The organism is Microbulbifer sp. SAOS-129_SWC, from assembly GCF_039696035.1.
Classification (GTDB): Bacteria; Pseudomonadota; Gammaproteobacteria; order Pseudomonadales; family Cellvibrionaceae; genus Microbulbifer.
Genome location: NZ_CP155567.1, coordinates 1,422,750 through 1,441,735, shown reverse-complemented (window position 1 = coordinate 1,441,735; position 18,986 = coordinate 1,422,750). Strand labels below are relative to the sequence as shown.

The 18,986-nt window shown below is 62.4% G+C and carries 14 protein-coding genes; 7 read left to right on the top strand and 7 right to left on the bottom strand.

Annotated elements, in window-relative coordinates; genetic code table 11:
* Window positions 1–15: 15 nt before the first annotated feature.
* Together ABDK11_RS06095 and ABDK11_RS06090 are read right to left on the bottom strand one after the other, a co-directional pair.
* Window positions 16–1,233 carry an acyl-CoA dehydrogenase family protein gene (locus ABDK11_RS06095; RefSeq protein WP_346839410.1) on the bottom strand — a complete coding sequence of 406 codons (1,218 nt, stop codon included), beginning with the start codon at window positions 1,231–1,233 and terminating at the stop codon, window positions 16–18.
* A 26-nt stretch (window positions 1,234–1,259) separates the two neighbouring features.
* Entirely contained in the window at window positions 1,260–1,931 is a 672-nt protein-coding gene (locus ABDK11_RS06090) for a histidine phosphatase family protein (protein WP_346839409.1), read from the bottom strand.
* 108 nt (window positions 1,932–2,039) lie between these two features.
* On the opposite strand from ABDK11_RS06090, the gene ABDK11_RS06085 reads away from it, so the two are divergent.
* Together ABDK11_RS06085 and ABDK11_RS06080 are read left to right on the top strand one after the other, a co-directional pair.
* Window positions 2,040–2,930, top strand: coding sequence for a LysR family transcriptional regulator (locus ABDK11_RS06085; RefSeq protein WP_346839408.1), 891 nt, complete (start codon window positions 2,040–2,042; stop codon window positions 2,928–2,930).
* Between the two features lie 305 nt (window positions 2,931–3,235).
* On the top strand, window positions 3,236–5,269 hold the full coding sequence (locus tag ABDK11_RS06080) for an NADPH-dependent 2,4-dienoyl-CoA reductase (RefSeq protein WP_346839407.1): 2,034 nt from the start codon (window positions 3,236–3,238) through the stop codon (window positions 5,267–5,269).
* Window positions 5,270–5,433: 164 nt separating this feature from the next.
* Here the strand turns inward: ABDK11_RS06080 and ABDK11_RS06075 are convergent, their stop codons facing one another.
* On the bottom strand, window positions 5,434–6,585 hold the full coding sequence (locus ABDK11_RS06075) for an MFS transporter (RefSeq protein ID WP_346839406.1): 1,152 nt from the start codon (window positions 6,583–6,585) through the stop codon (window positions 5,434–5,436).
* A complete protein-coding gene (locus ABDK11_RS06070) occupies window positions 6,551–6,826 on the bottom strand; it encodes a hypothetical protein (protein WP_346839405.1) in 276 nt (91 codons plus the stop codon). The genes ABDK11_RS06075 and ABDK11_RS06070 overlap by 35 nt, the downstream gene beginning before the upstream one ends.
* A 530-nt stretch (window positions 6,827–7,356) precedes the next feature.
* On the opposite strand from ABDK11_RS06070, the gene ABDK11_RS06065 reads away from it, so the two are divergent.
* Window positions 7,357–8,970 carry a carboxylesterase family protein gene (locus ABDK11_RS06065; RefSeq protein WP_346839404.1) on the top strand — a complete coding sequence of 538 codons (1,614 nt, stop codon included), beginning with the start codon at window positions 7,357–7,359 and terminating at the stop codon, window positions 8,968–8,970.
* A 3-nt stretch (window positions 8,971–8,973) separates the two neighbouring features.
* Window positions 8,974–9,522 carry a histidine phosphatase family protein gene (locus tag ABDK11_RS06060; protein ID WP_346839403.1) on the top strand — a complete coding sequence of 183 codons (549 nt, stop codon included), beginning with the start codon at window positions 8,974–8,976 and terminating at the stop codon, window positions 9,520–9,522.
* Between the two features lie 76 nt (window positions 9,523–9,598).
* Here ABDK11_RS06060 and pepN read toward each other — a convergent pair whose 3' ends face one another.
* Window positions 9,599–12,229, bottom strand: coding sequence for an aminopeptidase N (pepN, locus tag ABDK11_RS06055; protein WP_346839402.1), 2,631 nt, complete (start codon window positions 12,227–12,229; stop codon window positions 9,599–9,601).
* A gap of 109 nt (window positions 12,230–12,338) precedes the next feature.
* The gene (gene ggt / locus ABDK11_RS06050; RefSeq protein ID WP_346839401.1) at window positions 12,339–14,051 is read right to left on the bottom strand and encodes a gamma-glutamyltransferase; all 1,713 of its coding nucleotides are present in this window, start codon (window positions 14,049–14,051) and stop codon (window positions 12,339–12,341) included.
* A 102-nt stretch (window positions 14,052–14,153) separates the two neighbouring features.
* Between ggt and ABDK11_RS06045 the strand changes: the two genes are divergently transcribed.
* The 3 genes from ABDK11_RS06045 (at window position 14,154) to ABDK11_RS06035 (ending at window position 17,685) form a co-directional block, all read left to right on the top strand.
* Window positions 14,154–17,057 (top strand): YdbH domain-containing protein, encoded by a 2,904-nt coding sequence (locus tag ABDK11_RS06045; protein ID WP_346839400.1) that lies wholly within the window; start codon window positions 14,154–14,156, stop codon window positions 17,055–17,057.
* 98 nt (window positions 17,058–17,155) lie between these two features.
* Window positions 17,156–17,347, top strand: a complete 192-nt coding sequence (locus ABDK11_RS06040; RefSeq protein ID WP_346839399.1) for a YnbE family lipoprotein — start codon at window positions 17,156–17,158, stop codon at window positions 17,345–17,347.
* An 11-nt stretch (window positions 17,348–17,358) separates the two neighbouring features.
* Window positions 17,359–17,685, top strand: a complete 327-nt coding sequence (locus ABDK11_RS06035) for a YdbL family protein (RefSeq protein WP_346839398.1) — start codon at window positions 17,359–17,361, stop codon at window positions 17,683–17,685.
* Between the two features lie 94 nt (window positions 17,686–17,779).
* Here the strand turns inward: ABDK11_RS06035 and rpoS are convergent, their stop codons facing one another.
* Window positions 17,780–18,817 carry an RNA polymerase sigma factor RpoS gene (gene rpoS, locus ABDK11_RS06030; RefSeq protein ID WP_346839397.1) on the bottom strand — a complete coding sequence of 346 codons (1,038 nt, stop codon included), beginning with the start codon at window positions 18,815–18,817 and terminating at the stop codon, window positions 17,780–17,782.
* Window positions 18,818–18,986: the final 169 nt, after the last annotated feature.

Below are 18,986 nucleotides of genomic sequence, written 5' to 3'. Positions count from 1 at the left end.
CTCTGAGCTCCCGCGTTACGCATCTTTTTCCGCGCCGTAGCGCGCTGCCAGGTTGCGCCCCAGCTGCATCATATGCACCTGATCGGGGCCATCCGCCAAGCGGATGGTGCGCGCGTAGGCATAGTGCTGGGCGAGATGGAAATCCTGGCTCAGGCCGGCGGCCCCGTGGATCTGCATCGCCCGGTCGATCACATTGCAGGCCATCTGCGGCGCAACGATCTTGATCATCGCGATCAGGTCCCTGGCCGCCTTGTTACCGTAGCGGTCCATCTGGTCGGCCGCCTTCAGCGTGAGCAGGCGCGCCTGTTCGATCTCACAGGCGGACTTGGCGATATCTTCGCGCACCGAGCCCTGTTTACTCATCGGCCGCCCGAATACCACACGCTGTTCCGCGCGTTTCGCCATCGCCTCGAGGGCGCGCTGGGCCTGGCCGATCAGGCGCATGCAGTGGTGAATGCGGCCCGGGCCGAGACGCCCCTGGGCGATCTCGAAACCGCGGCCCTCGCCGACAATCAGGTTGGCAGCCGGCACCCGCACATTGTCGAAGATCACTTCGGCGTGGCCTTCCGGTGCGTCGTCGTAACCGAATACGGTCATCGGGCGGACGATGTTGACGCCCGCAGTCTCCGTCGGTACCAGTATCTGCGATTGCTGTTGGTGGCGATTGGGATTGTCCGGGTCGGTCTTGCCCATCACGATCAGAATTTTGCAGCGCTCGTTCATCAGGCCGCTGATATAGAACTTGTGGCCATTGATGATGTAGTCATCGCCATCGCGCACGATCGAGGTCTCGATATTGGTCGCGTCCGACGATGCCACCTTCGGCTCGGTCATGGCGAAGGCGGAGCGGATCTCACCGGTCAGCAGCGGTTGCAGCCACTGTTCCTGCTGCTGCGGGCTACCGTATTGGGCCAGCACTTCCATATTGCCGGTATCCGGCGCGCTGCAGTTGAAGATTTCCGACGAGAACAGCACCTTGCCCATCTCTTCGGCGAGCGGTGCGTATTCAAGGTTTGTCAGGCCGGCACCGAAGCGCGGGTCGGGCATAAACAGGTTCCACAGCCCGGCCTCCCGCGCCTTGATTTTCAGTTCCGCCAGCACCGGCGGCTCGCCCCAGCGGTCTTGCTGCAATTGCTGGTGAAAGGTCTCCTCGGCCGGGTATACCTGCTCGTGCATAAATTGCTGCAGGCGCTCCAGCAGTCGCTTCACGTTATCGGAATATTCAAAATCCACTGTTCGCTCACCTTTTCCACAATCTGCTAACTGTAAGTAATAAAGTCCTGGCGCTCGCGGAGCTCCAGATGCGGCACATGATTGAAGCTGTGCAAACTGATGCCGCCGGCACCGGCAAAGAACTGGCTTACCGCGGTATTCTTGATCTGCATATTCAGCTTGGTCACCGTGTCCGCGTGGGCGTCGAGCACACGGCGCACCATCATCGCGATAGCGCCGCCAGAGCTGACCACCAGCGCCCTGCTGCCCCTCGGGCCGGCGCCAACCACCGCCAATGCCTCGTCAATACGCCGCTCGAATTCCCGCCAGCTCTCCGCCGGGCTTATCTCCCCGGCAGACCAGGCCAGCATGGCCTTTTTCAAGAAGCGGTAGTAGTCGGAACGGCCGGCATCCGCGGCCGGAACGGCGTGCGGCTCGCGCTCGCCGTAGCTGCGCATGACGCCGTGAAAATCGAATTCATTCAGTTGCGGCAGCAGCTCCACCCGGGACGAATCCAGATCCAGCCCCGCACAGATACCATTGGCCGTCTCCCGGTGGCGCCGCAGATCGCCACACAGGATGCGGTCGAACTGCATCCCGGCATCGCGCCAGTGCTCGCCGAGCCAGCGCGCCTGGCGCCAACCCAGCTCGGATAACTTGTCGTAATCGGCGGCGCCAAATGACGCCTGGCCGTGGCGCACGGCATAGAACTCAGCCACTGGGAATACCCCCTGCTATTGGCCTTCTACCCTAGCGCCAGCTTATGGATCAGCGAAGTTTATTATGCGAATATTCAATCATTCACAACCGTGATAGTGAGGATGGCCGTGCAACTGCAACAGATCGATATGAATCTCTTCCTGGTACTCGAGGCCATCTACACTGCCCGCAACCTGACCCGCGCCGCCGAGCAGCTGCATATCACCCAGCCCGCGGTCAGCAATGCCCTGGCGCGCCTGCGCCGAAGCCTCGATGACCCCCTGTTCACCCGCACCCCCAGCGGCATGGCACCGACCCCGCTGACCGAGAGCATCATGCCCCGCGTGCAGCAGGCCCTGCAGCTGCTCGGCACCAGCCTGAGTGAACAGCGCCAGTTCAATCCGGCCACAGAAACCCGCACGCTGCGGCTGTCGATGAACGATATGGCGGAAACCCTGCTATTGCCGCGCCTGCTCGAACGACTGGAGCAGGAAGCCCCGGGCGTCAGCGTGGAATCCTATTACGTACCCCGCGACCGCCTGGCCAAAGAGCTCGCCGCCAATACGCTGGATTTCGGTCTCGATATCCCCATGCCCACCGCCACCCAGCTGCAGCAACAGCGTCTCGTCAACGACCGCTACCTGTGTATGGTGCGCACCGACCACCCGCTGGCCGAGCACGGCGGCCTAACCCTGGAGCAGTATTTACAGCTGGAACACATTCACGTCTCTAGCCGCCGCAGCGGCCCCGGACTGGTGGATATCGCCCTGAACAGACTGGGCCGGCGGCGGCGCATCAAACTGCGCGTGCAGCACTACCGGGTGGCGCCGACGGTAGTGCTGCGCACCAACCTGGCCCTGACGGTGCCCGCCAGTCTGGCCAACCAGTACCCGGCGCGACTGTTCGAGCTGCCGTTCCAGGTGCCGCAGATGGACTGGCACCTGCTGTGGCACAGGAACCAGCACGAGGATCCAGCCAATCGCTGGCTGCGGGAATTGCTATTGGGGATGTTTTCCTAGATCGAAATCGAAAGCGCCACTGTGAAGGTGAAGTGAAGGCTCCGCCGTCGGGGGCGTTGGCGAAACATTTGCCGATCAGGCTGTTGAGTGTACGGCCTCCGGCGGCGGGGTCGCCCCTGTGTTCGAACGACCCGGCGCCGGCACCGCGAGCGCAATTCCCCCGAACCGGCCAAAGAATTCGACCGGATTGGTCACTGCCCCGCCCAATCCCCCCTGCTATCCTGCCGCCAAGCTATGCAAATCGTTGCATATACAAAACCATACCAACTGGTCACAAAACAGAATTTCGCCAAGAGGGTTTCGCCATGTCACAAGCCGCCTACCCGCACCTGCTGGCCCCGCTGGATCTGGGGTTCACCACGCTGAAAAACCGCGTGCTCATGGGTTCCATGCACACCAACCTGGAAGAACATGCGGGCGGCTTTACCCGCCTGGCCGCCTTTTACGCCGAGCGCGCCCGCGGCGGCGTGGGCCTGATCGTGACCGGCGGTATCGGTCCCAACGCAGAGGGTGGCGTGTTTATGGGCTCGGCCAAGATGACCACCCCGGAAGAAGCCCAGCAGCATCGGGAAATTACCGACGCCGTGCACACCGAGGGTGGCAAGATCTGTATGCAGATACTCCACGCCGGCCGCTATGCCTATAACCAGGACCTGGTCGCACCGTCCGCAATCCAAGCGCCGATCAATCCGTTCACCCCGCGGGAACTGACCAGTGAGGAGGTCGAGGGCCAGATCGACGACTATGTGCGCTGCGCCACCCTCGCCCGCGAAGCCGGCTACGACGGCGTCGAGATCATGGGTTCCGAGGGTTACTTCATCAATCAGTTCATCGTCGCACGCACCAACAAGCGCACTGACGAGTGGGGTGGCAGCTTCGAAAACCGCATCCGCCTGCCGATCGAAATCGTGCGCCGTGTGCGCGAAGCCGTGGGCGAAGACTTCATTATCATCTACCGCCTGTCGATGCTCGACCTGGTGGAAGACGGCAGCACCTTCGATGAGGTCGTGACCCTCGGCCAGGCGATCGAAAAAGCCGGTGCCAGCATTATCAACACCGGCATCGGCTGGCACGAAGCACGCGTCCCCACCATCGCCACCAGCGTGCCCCGCGCCGCGTTCACCGAAATCACCGCCAAGGTCAAACAGCACCTGAGCGTGCCGGTGGTGACCAGCAACCGCATCAATATGCCGGCCGTGGGCGAGCAGGTACTCGCCGAAGGCCACGCCGATATGGTCTCGATGGCGCGGCCCTTCCTCGCCGACGCGGAGTTCGTCAACAAGGCCGCGGAAAACCGCGCGGACGAAATCAACACCTGTATTGGCTGTAACCAGGCCTGCCTGGACCACACTTTCGAACTCAAGTTGACCTCGTGTCTGGTCAATCCGCGCGCCTGCCACGAAACCGAGTTGCAGTATCTGCCCACTGACAACGCCAAGCGCATCGCCGTGGTCGGCGCCGGCCCTGCCGGCCTCGCCGCCGCCACCGTTGCCGCCGAGCGCGGCCACCGGGTAACGCTGTTCGAAGCGGATGCGCGCGTCGGCGGCCAGTTCAATATTGCCAAGCAGATTCCCGGCAAGGCGGAGTTCGAGGAAACCCTGCGCTACTTCACACGCAAGCTGGAGCTGACCGGGGTCGAGGTCAAGCTGAATCACCGTGCCAGCGCCGAAGAACTGCAGGCGTTCGACGAAGTCATCATCGCCACTGGTATCAATCCGCGCACGCCGCCGATTCCCGGCATCGAGCACGACAAGGTGCTGAGCTACCTGGACGTGCTCAAGCACAAGAAGCCGGTCGGGCAGAAGGTCGCCATCATCGGCGCCGGTGGCATCGGTTTCGATGTGGCCGAGTACCTGACCCACGAAGTGGAGCCGGCGCAGGAACTGATTGCCGGCAGCAAAACAGCGTTTTTCGATGAGTGGGGCGTGGATATCCGGCTCGACAATCGCGCCGGCCTGAAAGCGGCAAGCGCGGTCAGCGCGCCGCGCCAGGTGACCCTGCTGCAGCGCAAGACCTCCAAGGTGGGCGCCGGGCTCGGCAAAACCACTGGCTGGATTCACCGCACCAGCCTCAAGCATCGCAACGTACAGATGGTGCCCGGCGCCAGCTACGAGAAAATCGACGATCGCGGCCTGCACCTGCGAGTCGGCGATGAAACACAGTTGCTGGAAGTCGATAACATCATTATCTGCGCCGGCCAGGACCCGGCACGGGAACTCTACGAAGCGATGCAGGGCGGCAAGGCGACCGTGCACCTGATCGGTGGTGCTGACGAGGCCGCCGAACTGGATGCCAAGCGCGCCATCGACCAGGGATCGCGACTGGCCGCCGGGATCTAGAGGCGCTGTGTTCCGCCGGCAGGGTCGCCGGATTTTCTTGCAACGATCTCGTCAGGCACCCGGCGTCTCGCCGGGTGCCGCTTTCTGGTCGGCGGCAAGCGGACAATCGCGCATAAAAAAGGCCCCGATCGGGGCCAATAACAAGGATGACTGATTGTGTCGCGTTATTGCAATTGCGCCGCGTGCGGCTCCGGCCACTCGGGGCGCGACAGCTGCGCTGTCCAGCGATAGAGGGCAAACACCACCCCGCACAGGCCGAACATCAGCCAGTAGAGTGCCGGCCCGCTCCACCACTGGATCACCACTCCACCCACCAGCGGGGCCAACGACCAACCCAGAGAATAGAAAGACGCAGCTCCGAAATAGCTGCCGCGCAGATGGTCCGGTGCCAGGCGGTCGATCTGCACACTCATGGTCGGGAACAGGATCGCCTCCGCCAGGCTGATGACAAAGGACGCCCCCATCCACCCGGCAAACCAGTCGACAGGGTTGAGCGCAAACCACACCTGCCCCACCGCGAGTATTCCCAGACCGATGACGATACGCCCATTGATGGAGATCCCGCCCATCAACTGCAGCAGCGGAAACTGCAACAGGACAATCGTAGTGGCGTTGACCAGGATCATGCTGGAGATCAGCTGGACCAGGTGCGGCGCCTGCGCCCGGGTCAGGTACTGCACCAGGCTGGAATCCATGTGCGCGTAGATAAACATTGTCAGCACATTGGCGACAATCAACACCAGGAACACGTGGTCCTTACGCAGCACTGCCAGCGTGCTGGCCAGTGTTGTCGCGCGCCCGCGGCCCTGTTGCGCCACGCGGCCACTGACGGTGTATGCGAATCCCCACAGAAAACCCAGGCACAACAACAGGTAGCTCAGCGCAGTCAGACCGAAGGTCGACTGCTGCGCGCTGAGTCCGGCCCAGACGCCGATGATTGGCCCCAGCGCGGCGCCCACGTTGACGAGAAAATAGCGTAACTGCAGCGCCAGTTCACGGCTCGCAAGATCCGGAACCAGATCCCCGATCAGTGCGTTTGCCGGCGGTTCCCATACTGCGCGGCCGATGGCACACAGCGTCATCGCCGCAATAAACGTCGGCAGGCTTTGCGCCACAGCCAGCAGCGCAAAAGCGAAGGTATTGATGCCGGTACCGGCCAGCAGCACATTGCGACGACCATAGCGATCCGACAAAGCGCCGACAAAAAATCCCAGCACGGCCGCGCCCACCGCTGATGCACTCAGGATCAGCCCGATCTGCGCGGCGCCCAACTGAAACTTTTCATAGAGCAGGATCGCCAGGAATGGCCACACCATAAAAAAAGTACCGCGACCAAAAAAACTGCCGATCAGAATGATCCAGATTAACGGGGGAAAACCATGCAGCCTCTGCCACCACCGCCTGTCCATTGCCTGCTTCTCCTTGTGATAAATACGTTTTTATTAGTTTGTATCGGGCCGCACCACCGGGGCGGCAGCGGCAAAAATTCGGTAAAAAAAAACCCGGAAGGTCTGCCTTCCGGGTTTTCTTTGCGGGGAAGGCATTGACACCTTCCATCGCTCGCAGCTCTTTCGGGTGAACTAGGTGATCACGGCGATCACCGGGCGCATCTTATACAGACGGGTCACGATACGGACCGAGCCTGCGCAGACGCCATTCCAGGCACAACCACAGGACCACGGGCGCACGGAGGCCGGCAGCAGATGCTGCTGGGCGCGGTGCAATCGCGGTGAAAGGGTTTTGCCAAACATGTTCATGGGTATCAATGCAAAAAACTTGACGTAGTGGCGTTAATACTATCTGAGCATCGCCCTTTTGCAAGAAGAAAGTTGCATTATTTTTTGCGCTTGTTCTAGAAAGCGTTTTTTCGGTGGACTGTGGCTCCTGCAGTGAACCGCTGCGAGCAAATTGCGCATGCCGGTGCCGGGATGATGACCCGGGTCTGCGGGCATGTTTCGCCCCCACAAAAAACTTCGGAAGACCTTTATTCCGCAATCAGCCGGACGCCTCAGCACCGTAAAAACGCCGGCTATACTGAATAGTCTCCCCGGCAAGGAACAGGCAAATTACTGCAAGGATCGAAGCCGATGACCAGCGATGCCAATACTCCGCGCGCATATCCCCACAAAGCGCCGCATGATTCCCCCGGCAATAGCCCGACTCTCCCCACCGACATTTTCGACGCCCCCGCCGGTCCCCTGATCGGCCGGGTCGACAGCGAAACCGGTGTCGCCTGCTTTCGCGGTATTCCCTTTGCCGTCCCACCAGTTGGCGAGCGTCGCTGGCTGCCGCCACAGAAGTACCCGCGCTGGCACACACCACGCGATGCCGCCACCTTTGGTATGCCGGCGGCACAAAACCCGTCCGTTCTGTTCGACGTCGTCGGCCCCAACGGCGAAAAACCGGAGGGGGAAGACTGCCTCTACCTGAACATTTACGCCCCGCCGAATGCGGCGCCGGGGAAAACCGCGCTGCCGGTGATGGTGTGGATTCACGGGGGCTCCTTCTACCTCGGCGCCGGTTCCCAGGAGATCTACAATGGCCGCCACCTGGCCGCCAGTGGCCGCGCCATTATCGTCACCTTCAATTACCGCCTCGGCGCCCTCGGTTTCCTGCGCCTTGCCGATATCAGCGATATTCCCGCAACCGGCAACGAGGGGCTGCTTGATCAGATCGCCGCGCTGGAGTGGGTGCGGGAAAATATTGCCGCTTTCGGTGGCGACCCGAACAAGATCACCCTGTTCGGTGAATCCGCCGGCGCCATGTGTATTACCAGCCTGCTGGCGGCGCCGCGCAGCCGCGATCTGTTCCAGCGTGCCATCGTACAGAGCGGCAACCCCAGCACCGTGCACAGCCGCGAGCGCGCCAATGATCTGGCGCGCGGCTTTGTCGAGCACCTGGCGCGCATCCGCGGCAACGATGATCCCGCGGATGCCAGCACGCAGGAACTGTTACAGGCTCAGCTGGCGGTATTGTCCGACCCGCGTATGGAGCAGCACTGGGGCCAGCTGCCGTTCAAGCCGGTACTCGACAGCCAGCTGCTGTCCGCTGAGCCGATAGCCGTACTGCGCAATGGCCACGCCGCCGATATTCCACTGATGCTTGGCTACAATCTTGACGAGTGGAACCTGTTCAGCGCGACCGCGCCGGACAGTTTCACCCTCGATGACGATCAGATTCGCGCGCGCCTGGAGTGGATGCTGCCCGGCGACGCCCTCGCCCCGCTGCTGACCCATTACCACCGCAAGGCGCGCAGCCTGGTGGCCGATCCCTGGCCGGCATGGAGCCGCACCTGGAACCTGATGCTCACCGATATGGTCTTCACCCTGCCCGGTATGCGTTTCCTGCAGGCCCATGGCGGCCGCAATTACCACTACCATTTTGCGCAGCCGCTGGCATCACAGCCACTGCTTGGCGCCTGCCATGCGGTAGAGCTGGGCTATGTGTTCGGCACCCACGGGGACGACTCGGTGCAGAACCTGTACGGTGGAGAGACCGATCCGCACACGCTGAGCGAGGCGATGCGCGCAGCGTGGCTGCACTTTGCCGAGCACGGCGATCCCGGCGAAGACTGGCCCGCGTTCAGCGAGGGGCACAGCCGCCGTTTCGGCGATCATCCACAGGCCCGCACTTTCGACCCGACAGAAGTGGCCGAGCTGTGGCAACATGTGCCGCACGAATGGCTGCAGCGATATTTGTGACAGATGACAAAAATTTTACTGGTACGACATGGCGAAGCGGCGAAGTCCCCGACTGACGCAGACCCATCTCTGACAGAACTGGGTTTCCAGCAGGCGCACGCGTTGGCGGAACGCTATGCCGACGCCGAACGCTTCGAGCTGGTCAGCAGCCCCAAGGCGCGTGCGCGGCAGACGGCACAACCGCTGGCGGACCTGTGGCAGAGTCCGCTGCATATAGAACCGGCCGTCATTGAAATCCCCAGCCCCGCCGGCATAGCCCTGAACGAGCGCGGCACCTGGCTGCGCAGCTTCCTGCAGAGTGGCTGGAGCGGCATCGAGCCGAATCAGGCCGAGTGGCGACGGGCAACACTGCAGTACCTGCGCGATATCGAGCAGGACACTGCCGTGTTCTGCCACTTTATGGTGATCAATTCGGTGGTGGCGCATCTACGCGGCGACGACCGGGTGCAGCAGTTCCGGCCGGACTATACATCGGTGACGGAGCTGCGGCTGGAGGGAGGGAAATTGGAACTCGCGCGGCTGGGGGAGGAACGGCGCAGTCGTATCTTGTAGGTTAGCGAGAAAGTTCCAATCGCGAGCAGGGCGAACACAAGATTCGCCCGCCCGCTACCGGGTTCATAATCCCGCCTTAAACCAGGCTCTTGCTGACCACCTCATACAGGTCCCGCGACAGATTGCCACTGTCCATCACCGACTGCAGCGCCGCGCGCATCTTCTCTCCCATTTCCGGAATATACTTTTTCCAGCGGGTTATCGGCGTGACCAGGCGCGCGGCGATCTGCGGGTTGAGCTTGTCCAGCGCGATCACCTGTTCGGCGAGGAACTGGAAGCCGCTGCCGTCGGTGTCGTGGAAACGGGTGAAATTGCGATTGGCAAAACCGCCGATGACCGCGCGCACCTTGTTCGGGTTTTTCATTTCGAACGCCGGGTGTTGCATCAGCGCGCGCACATTGCCCAGTGTACCCCAACTGGCGCTGCTGCTCTGCAGGCCGAACCACAGCTCCACCACCTGGGTGTCGCCCTGCCAGCGGTCGTAGAAGGTCTGCAGTGCGGCCTGCGCAACGTCGTCCGCAGCGTGATTGAGCAGCGCCGCCAGCGCCGCGGCGCTGTCGGTCATGTTGGCGGCCGCCGCGAACTGGGCTTCCGCCAGGGCCACGGCATCTGCGGCCTGGGTCACTGCGAGGTAGGCGAGGCAGGTGTTTTTCAGGCTGCGCTCGGCGATATCCGCGGCACTGGGGCTGTACTCCCGTTCGTTGCACAGACGCAGGTAGCAGGCATGCAGATCGTCCTTCAGCGCCAGCGCCAGCTCGCGACGGGCAAAGTCACGTGCGGCAACGATCGCCTCGGCATCGATGGTCTGCGCCTGTTCAGCCAGGGTCTGGGCGCTGGGCAGTGCCAGCATTTCCGCCACCAGGGCGGGATCCAGTTCGCGGTTTTGCAGCACGCTGCGGTAGGACTCGATCACCGCAGCCGGCAGCTGTAGCGTGTCGCCGTTGCGGAAATCCGCCTGCAGTTTTTCCAGCGCCGCAAACGCCAGTCGCTGGCTCGCGTCCCAGCGGTTGAACTCGTCGCTGTCGCAGCGCATCAGGAACTGCAACTGCTCCAGACTGTATTCGTAACACACCCGCACCGGCGCGGAGAAACCGCGCAGCAACGACGGCAGCGGTTTTTCCTGCAGGCCCGCGAAGCGGAATTGCTGCTCGGCTTCGGTAACCTGCAGTACCTTGTGCGTATTGCCCTCGGCATCCAGCGGCAGGTCGTTGCCGTCGCTGTCGAGCAGGCCCAGCGCAAACGGAATATGGAACGGCAGCTTCTCTTCCTGGCCGGGCGTGGCCGGGCACGACTGCTTGACGGTCAGGGTATAGGTACCACTGGCGGCATCGAAGTCGTCGCTGACGTTCAATACCGGTGTGCCGGCCTGGCTGTACCAGCGGCGGAACTGGCCCAGGTCGACACCATTGGCGTCTTCCATTGCTTTAACGAAATCCTCGCAGGTTACCGCCTGGCCGTCGTGGCGCTCGAAATAGAGGTCGCTGCCCTTGCGGAAGCCTGCGGCACCCAGCAGGGTGTGGATCATGCGCACCACTTCCTCGCCCTTCTCGTAGATGGTCAGGGTGTAGAAGTTGGAGATTTCCATGTAGGAATCCGGGCGCACCGGGTGTGCCATGGGACCGGCGTCTTCAGCGAACTGCGCGGTGCGCAGCATCGCCACGTCCTCGATACGCTTGACCGCACGGGAGTTCATATCCGCGGAAAATTCCGCATCGCGGAAAACGGTGAAGCCCTCTTTCAGGCTCAGCTGGAACCAGTCGCGGCAGGTGACACGGTTGCCGGACCAGTTGTGAAAATACTCGTGCGCGACAATCGCCTCGATACGCTGGAAGCTGGCATCGGTGGCGGTGTCCGGGCTCGCCAGTACGCAGGCGGAGTTGAAGATATTCAGCCCCTTGTTCTCCATCGCGCCCATGTTGAAGTGATCGACGGCGACGACCATAAAGATATCCAGGTCGTACTCGCGGCCGTACACTTCCTCGTCCCAGCGCATGGCCTTTTTCAGCGAGCGCATGGCGTGCTCGCATTTGCCGATATTCTTCGCCTCGGTGAATAACTGCAGTTTCACCTCGCGGCCGCTGGCGGTGGTGAAGCGGTCCTCCACGTGCTGCAGGTCACCGGCCACCAGCGCGAACAGGTAAGCGGGCTTGGCGAAGGGGTCCTCCCAGGTGACCACCTGGCGGCCGTCCTCGGTGGTAGCGCGCTCGATTTCGTTGCCGTTGGACAGCAGCACCGGGTACTGGCGCGGCGCCACAATGGTGGTGGTGAACTTCGACATCACGTCCGGGCGATCCGGGTAGTAAGTGATCTTGCGGAAGCCCTCGGCCTCGCACTGGGTGCAGTACATGCCGTTGGAGAGATACAGCCCCTCCAGGGAGGTGTTCTCCTCCGGATTGATGCGGTTGTGGATTTCCAGCGTGAACTCGGCCTTGTCCACCGGGATCGACAGCCCCTCGGGAAGCTCCCGGTAGCGGCTGGCCGGCACCAGTTCGCCGTCGATGGAAACCGACAGCAGCTCCAGCTCCACGCCGTCCAGCTGCAGCGGCGGCAGCCCCTCGCCCGCCTCGGGGTTGCGGCGGACCTGCAGCTGCGATTTGACCAGCGTGGCCTTCGGCTGCAGTTCGAAGTGCAACCGGGTGCTGTCGACCAGATAGTCGGGCACCCGATAGTCTTTCAGGTAAACGGTGCGGGGCTGGGCATCTCTCATAACAAATTCCAATGCGTTCCACTCGGAGGGGGCCGGCGGTCCGCAACGGCGGAACTCGTGGGCCGGAGCGGCCCACTATAACGATTTCAGCGGCAGTGCCAAGGGTGGATCAATAGCCCGCCGCCTGGCCGTCCTTGCGACTCTCCGAGGCCCCGTGGTACACGCCGTCAGGAGTGCGCAATATCGCCTGGTAGCCGCCGTAGGGGCCGCTTTCAAAGCGCACCTGGTGGCCCATCTGCACCAGCGCCCGGCGGGTCTCCATCGGGAAGCCATCCTCCAGGCTCAAATAGCCGCCATCGATCATCATTTCGCCGGTGGGCTGACTGGAACCCGAGTGCAGAATCCGCGGCGCGTCGCCGGCCTCCTGCACATTCAGACCAAAATCCACCATGTTGACCACAATCTGCGCATGCATCTGCGGCTGGGTGGCGCCGCCCATCACGCCGAAACTCATATACGGCTGGCCGCTCTTGGTGATAAAGCCGGGAATGATGGTGTGGAAGGGCCGCTTGCCGGGCTGGTACTGATTGAAATCGCCCTTTTTCAGACTGAACAGCTCGCCGCGGTCCTGCAGGATAAAGCCGAGGTCTCCCGGCGTCATGCCCGAGCCCATGCCGCGGTAGTTGCTCTGGATCAGCGAGACCATATTGCCGTCCTTGTCTGCCACCGTCAGGTAGATGGTATCACCGTGACGTAGAGCCTCGGTGCCGGCATCGTAGTGTTTGGCCGCGCGGTGCAGGTCGATCAGTTTGCGGCGCTTGGCGGCATACTTTTTCGAAATCAGCTGCTTGACCGGAATCTTGTTGAACGCCGGGTCGGAGTAGAATTTGGCGCGGTCCTCGAACGCCAGCTTTTTGGCCTCGGCAAACAGGTGCACATATTGCGGGCTGGTGCGCCCGAGCTTCTTCAGGTCGTAGCCCTCGAGAATATTGAGGATCTGCAGCGCGGCGATGCCCTGGCCGTTCGGCGGCAATTCCCAGATATCGTAGCCGCGGTAATTGGTGGATACGGGTTCGACCCACTCCGAGTGGTGCGAGGCCAAGTCTTCATAGGAGAGAAAACCGCCGTTGGCTTGCATGTAGTCAGCGATCTTGTGGGCAATCTCGCCTTTGTAAAAGGCATCGCGACCGCCGGCGGCGATGGTGCGGTAAGTCGCCGCCAGACGGGGATTGCGGAAAATCTCGCCCTCTTGGGGCGCGCTGCCGCCGGGCATAAAGGTCGCGCGGAAGCCGGGGTACTTCTCCAGCAGCGGCACCGAGCGGTTCCAGTAATAGGCCACCAGCTGGGTGACCGGAAAGCCGTGCTCAGCGTAATCGATCGCCGGCGCCAGCACTTGGGTCATTGGCAGGCGGCCGAATTTTTTGTGCAGCTCGAACCAGCCGTCCACTGCCCCCGGCACGGATACCGGCAGCGGGCCGTGCGCCGGAATACTGGTCAGATTGTGCTGCGCGAAATAGTCGAACGGCAGGGATTTCGGTGAACGGCCGCTGGCGTTGAGGCCGTAGAGTTTGTGCTCTTTGGCGCTCCACACAATCGCGAACAGGTCGCCGCCGACGCCGGAGCCGGTGGGCTCCATCAGGCCCTGCGCGGCGTTGGCGGCGATTGCCGCATCCACGGCGCTGCCGCCTCTCTTGAGGATATCCAGCGCAATCTGCGTGGCCAGCGGCTGGCTGGTGGCGGCCATGCCGTGGGTGGCGAGCACCGGCGAGCGGCTCGCAAATCCCGCGCCGTTGACCCGATCGTAAGCGCTCGCCGTAGCGACGCCCCCCAACAATGCGGCGCTTAGCGCCGCGGTAAAAACTTGACGCAACAGGCTTTTCACAAAGTCCCCTTCTCGGCTTCTCATTATTTTGCCCGGCCGGTTACACTGAAGCCGGAATTTGTCTCCAGTCTCCACATTTATCCGTTGACCGCAAGCCAGCCCATGATGCACCAGACACGCAAAACCCGCATTTTTCTCGCCACCCTGGCGCTGTTGTGCGGTGCCTTGTTATGGCTGTGGCTGGATCGCGATCGCGCGGCCGGGTTGCTGGTCAACGCCGTACTGCCGGGCCAGCCACTGCGCGAACTGCAGGGGCTGGAGCTGAGTCCGAGTCGGGCCAGAGTGAAGCAATTGACGCTGAAACTCGCCGATGGCGCCACGCTGCAACTGCACGATCTGCAGTTGCAACGCCCCCTCGACCTGCTTTTCCGGCGCCGTGACAATCACAGCCAGCTGAGCGCCGGCGCCCTCAGCTGGGCTGCGCCGGCGCATCCAGCGGCGGAGGAAGGCGCGACCGGTACCTTGCGGTTGTCCGATAGCCTGCAGCAGCTGCAACGCTATCTGCCCGAATCGTTCCGCATCGACAACCTGAACTACGGCCAGGAATTGCGCGACGCCACGCTCAACATAAAGCGCGATGCCGACCGCAGCATCGCCATGCGGCTATCGGCGCAGGACAGGGCCTTGCAACTGCTGCTGAAACCCGATGGCGCGCGGTGGCAGCTGTCCGCCGTGTTGACGGCAAATACCGAGACCACCATCGCCAACCTGAACGGCACGCTGCTGCGCGCCGGCGAACACTGGCGCGTGAATCTGGACGGCAACACATCGCTGGACCAGCTGGCGGCGCTGCCGCTGCCCGCACTGAGCGCGCACCTGGCCGGCGCCAGTGGCGAGCTGCAGCTGCGCCTGCGCGGGCAGCTGCCCGACGCCCTGCTGCAGCGGGAAGCGTACCGCGATTTTACCCTGCAACTGCTCAGCGACGGGGCCACCCTGCCGATTCCCGCCGAAGGCACTCCGCTCACGCTCTCGATCCGCACCGTTGAACCGCTGGTGGTTGCCTTCGAATCCCTGCAGCCACTGCGCCCCCGCGACCTGCGCGGCAGCGCCGAACTGGCACTGCGCGCGACAGACAGCGACAGCGCACTGCTCCAGGCCCACCTGCAAAGTGAGAGCAAGGGCGCCCAGGCGCAGCTCAGTGCCAGCGGCCAGCTGGATTTTGCCGCCGCCGCGCCTCTGCTGGAAAGTGCGGCGATCCAACAGCAGCTGGCGCCGCTGGCCCTGCGCAACCCCGGCGGAAAAGCGCGCTTTCACGCCGCCGCCACACTGCCGCAACTGCGCGGCGGCGCCGACAGCCTGCACGACGTTAGCTTGACGCTGGAGCCCGGCGCGACACTGAGCGGCGAGCTGATCAACACGGCCGCGCAAAACAACACCGCGAAAAACAAGGCGTCGCCGTGGCGGCGCGGCGCGGTGAAACTGCAGCTGCCGAAGCCACTCGGATTGACTGCGGCGCAATGGCCCGGGGATCTGCGGCTGCGGGCAGAAACCGCGCAGCTGCACGTCGCCGAAACCCGCGGCAACACCATCGACACTACCCTCTCCGCCATCGACTGCCGCTGGGGCAGCACGCGCCACTGCAATCTGCACGCGCAGATACAGGCGCCGGCGCTGACCTCGGCGCAGGGCGGCGCGAAGCTGACCGAAACATCGGCCGATGCCGATCTGTCGCTGACCCTCGGTGTCGACGGTCGGCAGGATCTGCAACTGCAACAGCTAACCCTGTCCATCGCGCACGCGAACGCCGCCGCAACCACGGCGGACAATATCGCCCTGCACGGCGCGGAGTTGCACTGCCAGCTCAACCAGGGCGGCGCCCATTGCGCGGCGCCGGCTCTGGACGGTACCGTGGCCACCGTTAAAACCGACGCCGTCGAAGTCGGTGGTGCCTTCCAGTTGCAGACACTGCGCTTCAGTAGCAGCGACAGCAGCGCCAGCGCTACTATCCATGCCAATGGCCTGCAACTGCGCACCCGGGAAAAATACCGCGCGGAACTGGACATCGATGGAGACGCCCGGCTGGGAGGGGACTCTCTTACGGTAAACGGCACATTGCGCGCCGGCAATCTGCAGCTGCACACAAACTGGAAGCAGGACATCGCGCAGGATCGCGGGGCGGGCAAGTTCCAGCTGGCGCCGGCGAAATTCACCCGGGAAAGCCCCCTCAGCCAATCGATACAGGGGCTGCCGGTGGATATCGTCGCCGGCACCCTGTCGGCGCAAGGCGCGCTGCACTGGCCACTGGCCGAACGCGATACGGTGCAGCTGGACCTCGACCAGATCGCCCCCGTTTACGGCGATAGCTTTGCCGTCGATACCCGCGGCCACTTGTCGCTGGTGCGCCGCAATAACCGCTGGCAGACGCCGGCGCCGCAGCCGGTACAGCTGGAGACCCTCGATGTGGGTCTGCCGGCGAAGAACGTTCGCTTTACTCTCTCCCTGGATGGAAAACAGGATCTCACCCTGGGCGATATCCACGCAGAGCTGCTCGAAGGCAGCCTGTCTTCCACAGCCGTCACCTGGAATCTGGCCGGGAAGGAACGCCGCAGCCTGGTCACACTGGAAGGCATTTCCCTGCACGCGCTGGCCAAGGCCATGCAAGCAAACAACTTTGCCGCCAGCGGTATCCTGGACATGCAAATTCCGCTGATTACCGGCAAAGACGGAATCACCGTCGAGCGCGGCCACGTCGCGGCGCGGCCGCCCGGAGGGCGCCTGCGCTACTACGGCGCCTTTTCACCGCAGATGCTGGCGAGCAACCCGTCGCTCAAGCTGATTGCCGGCGCACTGGAGGATTACAATTACCGGGAACTCAGCGGTACCATCGAATATCCACCCAGCGGCGATATGCAGATGGATCTGAAGCTGGTGGGACGCAGCAAGTCGGTGTCCGCCGACCGCGACCTGATCATCAACCTGAACCTGGAAAACAGCATTCCGGATACCCTGCGCTCGCTGCAGGCCAGCCGCGACCTGACCGACGCTCTGGAGAAACAGCTGAAGTGACGCCGTGCAATTGTGACCGGGGCGATGCCGTCGCTATTCAGATTGGGTTAAGCTAGTGCCCCTCAGAATAGCTATCGTTAATGTTGAAGGAGCGCCCGATGACAACCACCCGATTGCTTCCGCTGCTGCTGACGGCCATTGTCGCCGCCGGCTGCACGCCCACTATCGCGGTTCAGGCGCCCACCGAGCCCATTACTGTCAATCTGAATGTGAAGATTGAGCACGAGATACGCATCAAGGTCGACAAAGAACTGGAAGACCAGTTTGATGACAAAGAAGGCATTTTCTAAGGAGGCGACCGATGAAGTTTGCAAAAACCCTACTGCTTAGCCTGGGCCTCGCGCTGGCCCTGCCGGCACTGGCCATCACCCTGGACGCCGCCCGCAGCCAGGGCCTGGTGGGAGAAGCCAACAGTGGCTATATCGCTATCGTTGACAAGAGCACACCGGAACTTGAAAAGCTGGTGGCCGAAGTCAATGGCAAGCGCAAGGTGGTATACGCGCGTATCGCCAAGAAAAACAAGATCGATATCGCCCAGGTTGCCGCACGCGCCGCCGAAAAACTGGAAGCGCGGCTCGCCCCCGGAGAGTACTACCAGGACACCCGCGGGCGCTGGGTGAAAAAGTAATCGCCGGTGAGTAAAGCCGCGGCACCGAGCGATAACCCGGCAAAAAAAATCCCGGCTGATGACATCAGCCGGGATTTTTTATCGCTGCCGGAAATTAGAGGTTGGCAAACAGGGATTGACCATCCAGCCCCTGTTTTTCCATCACCTCGCGCAGACGCTTGAGCGCATCCACCTGGATCTGGCGCACCCGCTCACGAGTGAGGCCAATTTCGCGCCCGACTTCCTCCAGGGTGCTGGCCTCGTAGCCCCGCAGCCCAAAGCGGCGCGAGACCACTTCGCACTGTTTGTCGGGCAACTCGCCCAACCAGCGGTTGATACTGTCGAACAGGTCACTGTCCTGCAGCAGCGAGGCCGGATCGGACTCATGCTGGTCGGGGATGGTGTCTACCAGTGTTTTTTCCGACGAGGGGCCTATCGGCGTATCTACCGACGTAACCCGCTCGTTGAGGCCCAGCATACGCTCGACATCCTCCACCGGTTTTTCCAGCAGATGGGCAATCTCCTCCGCGGAGGGCTCATGGTCGAGTTTCTGCGCCAGCTCGCGCGAGGCGCGCAGGTATACGTTCAGCTCTTTGACAACGTGGATCGGCAGACGGATGGTGCGCGTCTGGTTCATGATCGCACGCTCGATGGTCTGCCGGATCCACCAGGTGGCGTAAGTCGAGAAGCGGAAGCCCCGCTCGGGATCGAACTTTTCCACCGCCCGGATCAGGCCGAGGTTGCCCTCTTCGATCAGGTCGAGCAGCGCCAGGCCGCGGCTCACATAGCGGCGCGCAATCTTCACAACCAGTCTCAGGTTGCTTTCGATCATGCGCTTTCGCGCCGCTGCATCGCCGCGCAAGGCCTTGCGTGCGTAATACACTTCCTCTTCCGCCGTCAGCAGCGGGGAGAAACCGATTTCATTGAGATATAACTGGGTGGCATCGAGGTTTTTCTGCAAGTAACCGTCAGTTTCCGGCTTGCGGGCCCGTGCCTTGAGGGGGGTAGGTTCGGAGCTTTTGTTAGCCGCTCTCCGCGTGCGGCTCTTTACCGAGTCCTCTTTCTTTACTGAATTCTCATTACGATCCACTGCCAACTCTGGAGGAAGATCTGCCTGGCCGGCTACAACCCGGTCTCGCCGTTGTGCTTCCATTTCCCCAACTCCTTGTACTTTGCCATTGTCAGTCGCACTACAGTTTTCGACCCATACCGGTTCGATTGCTGTCGGTGCAACAGTCGCCGGATCGACTGACCTTGTGATGGTCACGGCTCCGGTGACTACCTCAAGTGGTACAAATTAAAAATCCATTTTTATGCGCAGT

Coding starts and splice junctions, on each gene's coding strand:
- ABDK11_RS06040 (WP_346839399.1), top strand. CDS start 17,156: ATGACAACCACCCGATTGCTTCCGCTGCTGCTGACGGCCATTGTCGCC.
- ABDK11_RS06075 (WP_346839406.1), bottom strand. CDS start 6,585: ATGGTGTGGCCATTCCTGGCGATCCTGCTCTATGAAAAGTTTCAGTTG.
- ABDK11_RS06080 (WP_346839407.1), top strand. CDS start 3,236: ATGTCACAAGCCGCCTACCCGCACCTGCTGGCCCCGCTGGATCTGGGG.
- ABDK11_RS06045 (WP_346839400.1), top strand. CDS start 14,154: ATGATGCACCAGACACGCAAAACCCGCATTTTTCTCGCCACCCTGGCG.
- ABDK11_RS06060 (WP_346839403.1), top strand. CDS start 8,974: ATGACAAAAATTTTACTGGTACGACATGGCGAAGCGGCGAAGTCCCCG.
- rpoS (WP_346839397.1), bottom strand. CDS start 18,817: ATGGAAGCACAACGGCGAGACCGGGTTGTAGCCGGCCAGGCAGATCTT.
- ABDK11_RS06065 (WP_346839404.1), top strand. CDS start 7,357: ATGACCAGCGATGCCAATACTCCGCGCGCATATCCCCACAAAGCGCCG.
- ABDK11_RS06070 (WP_346839405.1), bottom strand. CDS start 6,826: ATGGAAGGTGTCAATGCCTTCCCCGCAAAGAAAACCCGGAAGGCAGAC.
- pepN (WP_346839402.1), bottom strand. CDS start 12,229: ATGAGAGATGCCCAGCCCCGCACCGTTTACCTGAAAGACTATCGGGTG.
- ABDK11_RS06035 (WP_346839398.1), top strand. CDS start 17,359: ATGAAGTTTGCAAAAACCCTACTGCTTAGCCTGGGCCTCGCGCTGGCC.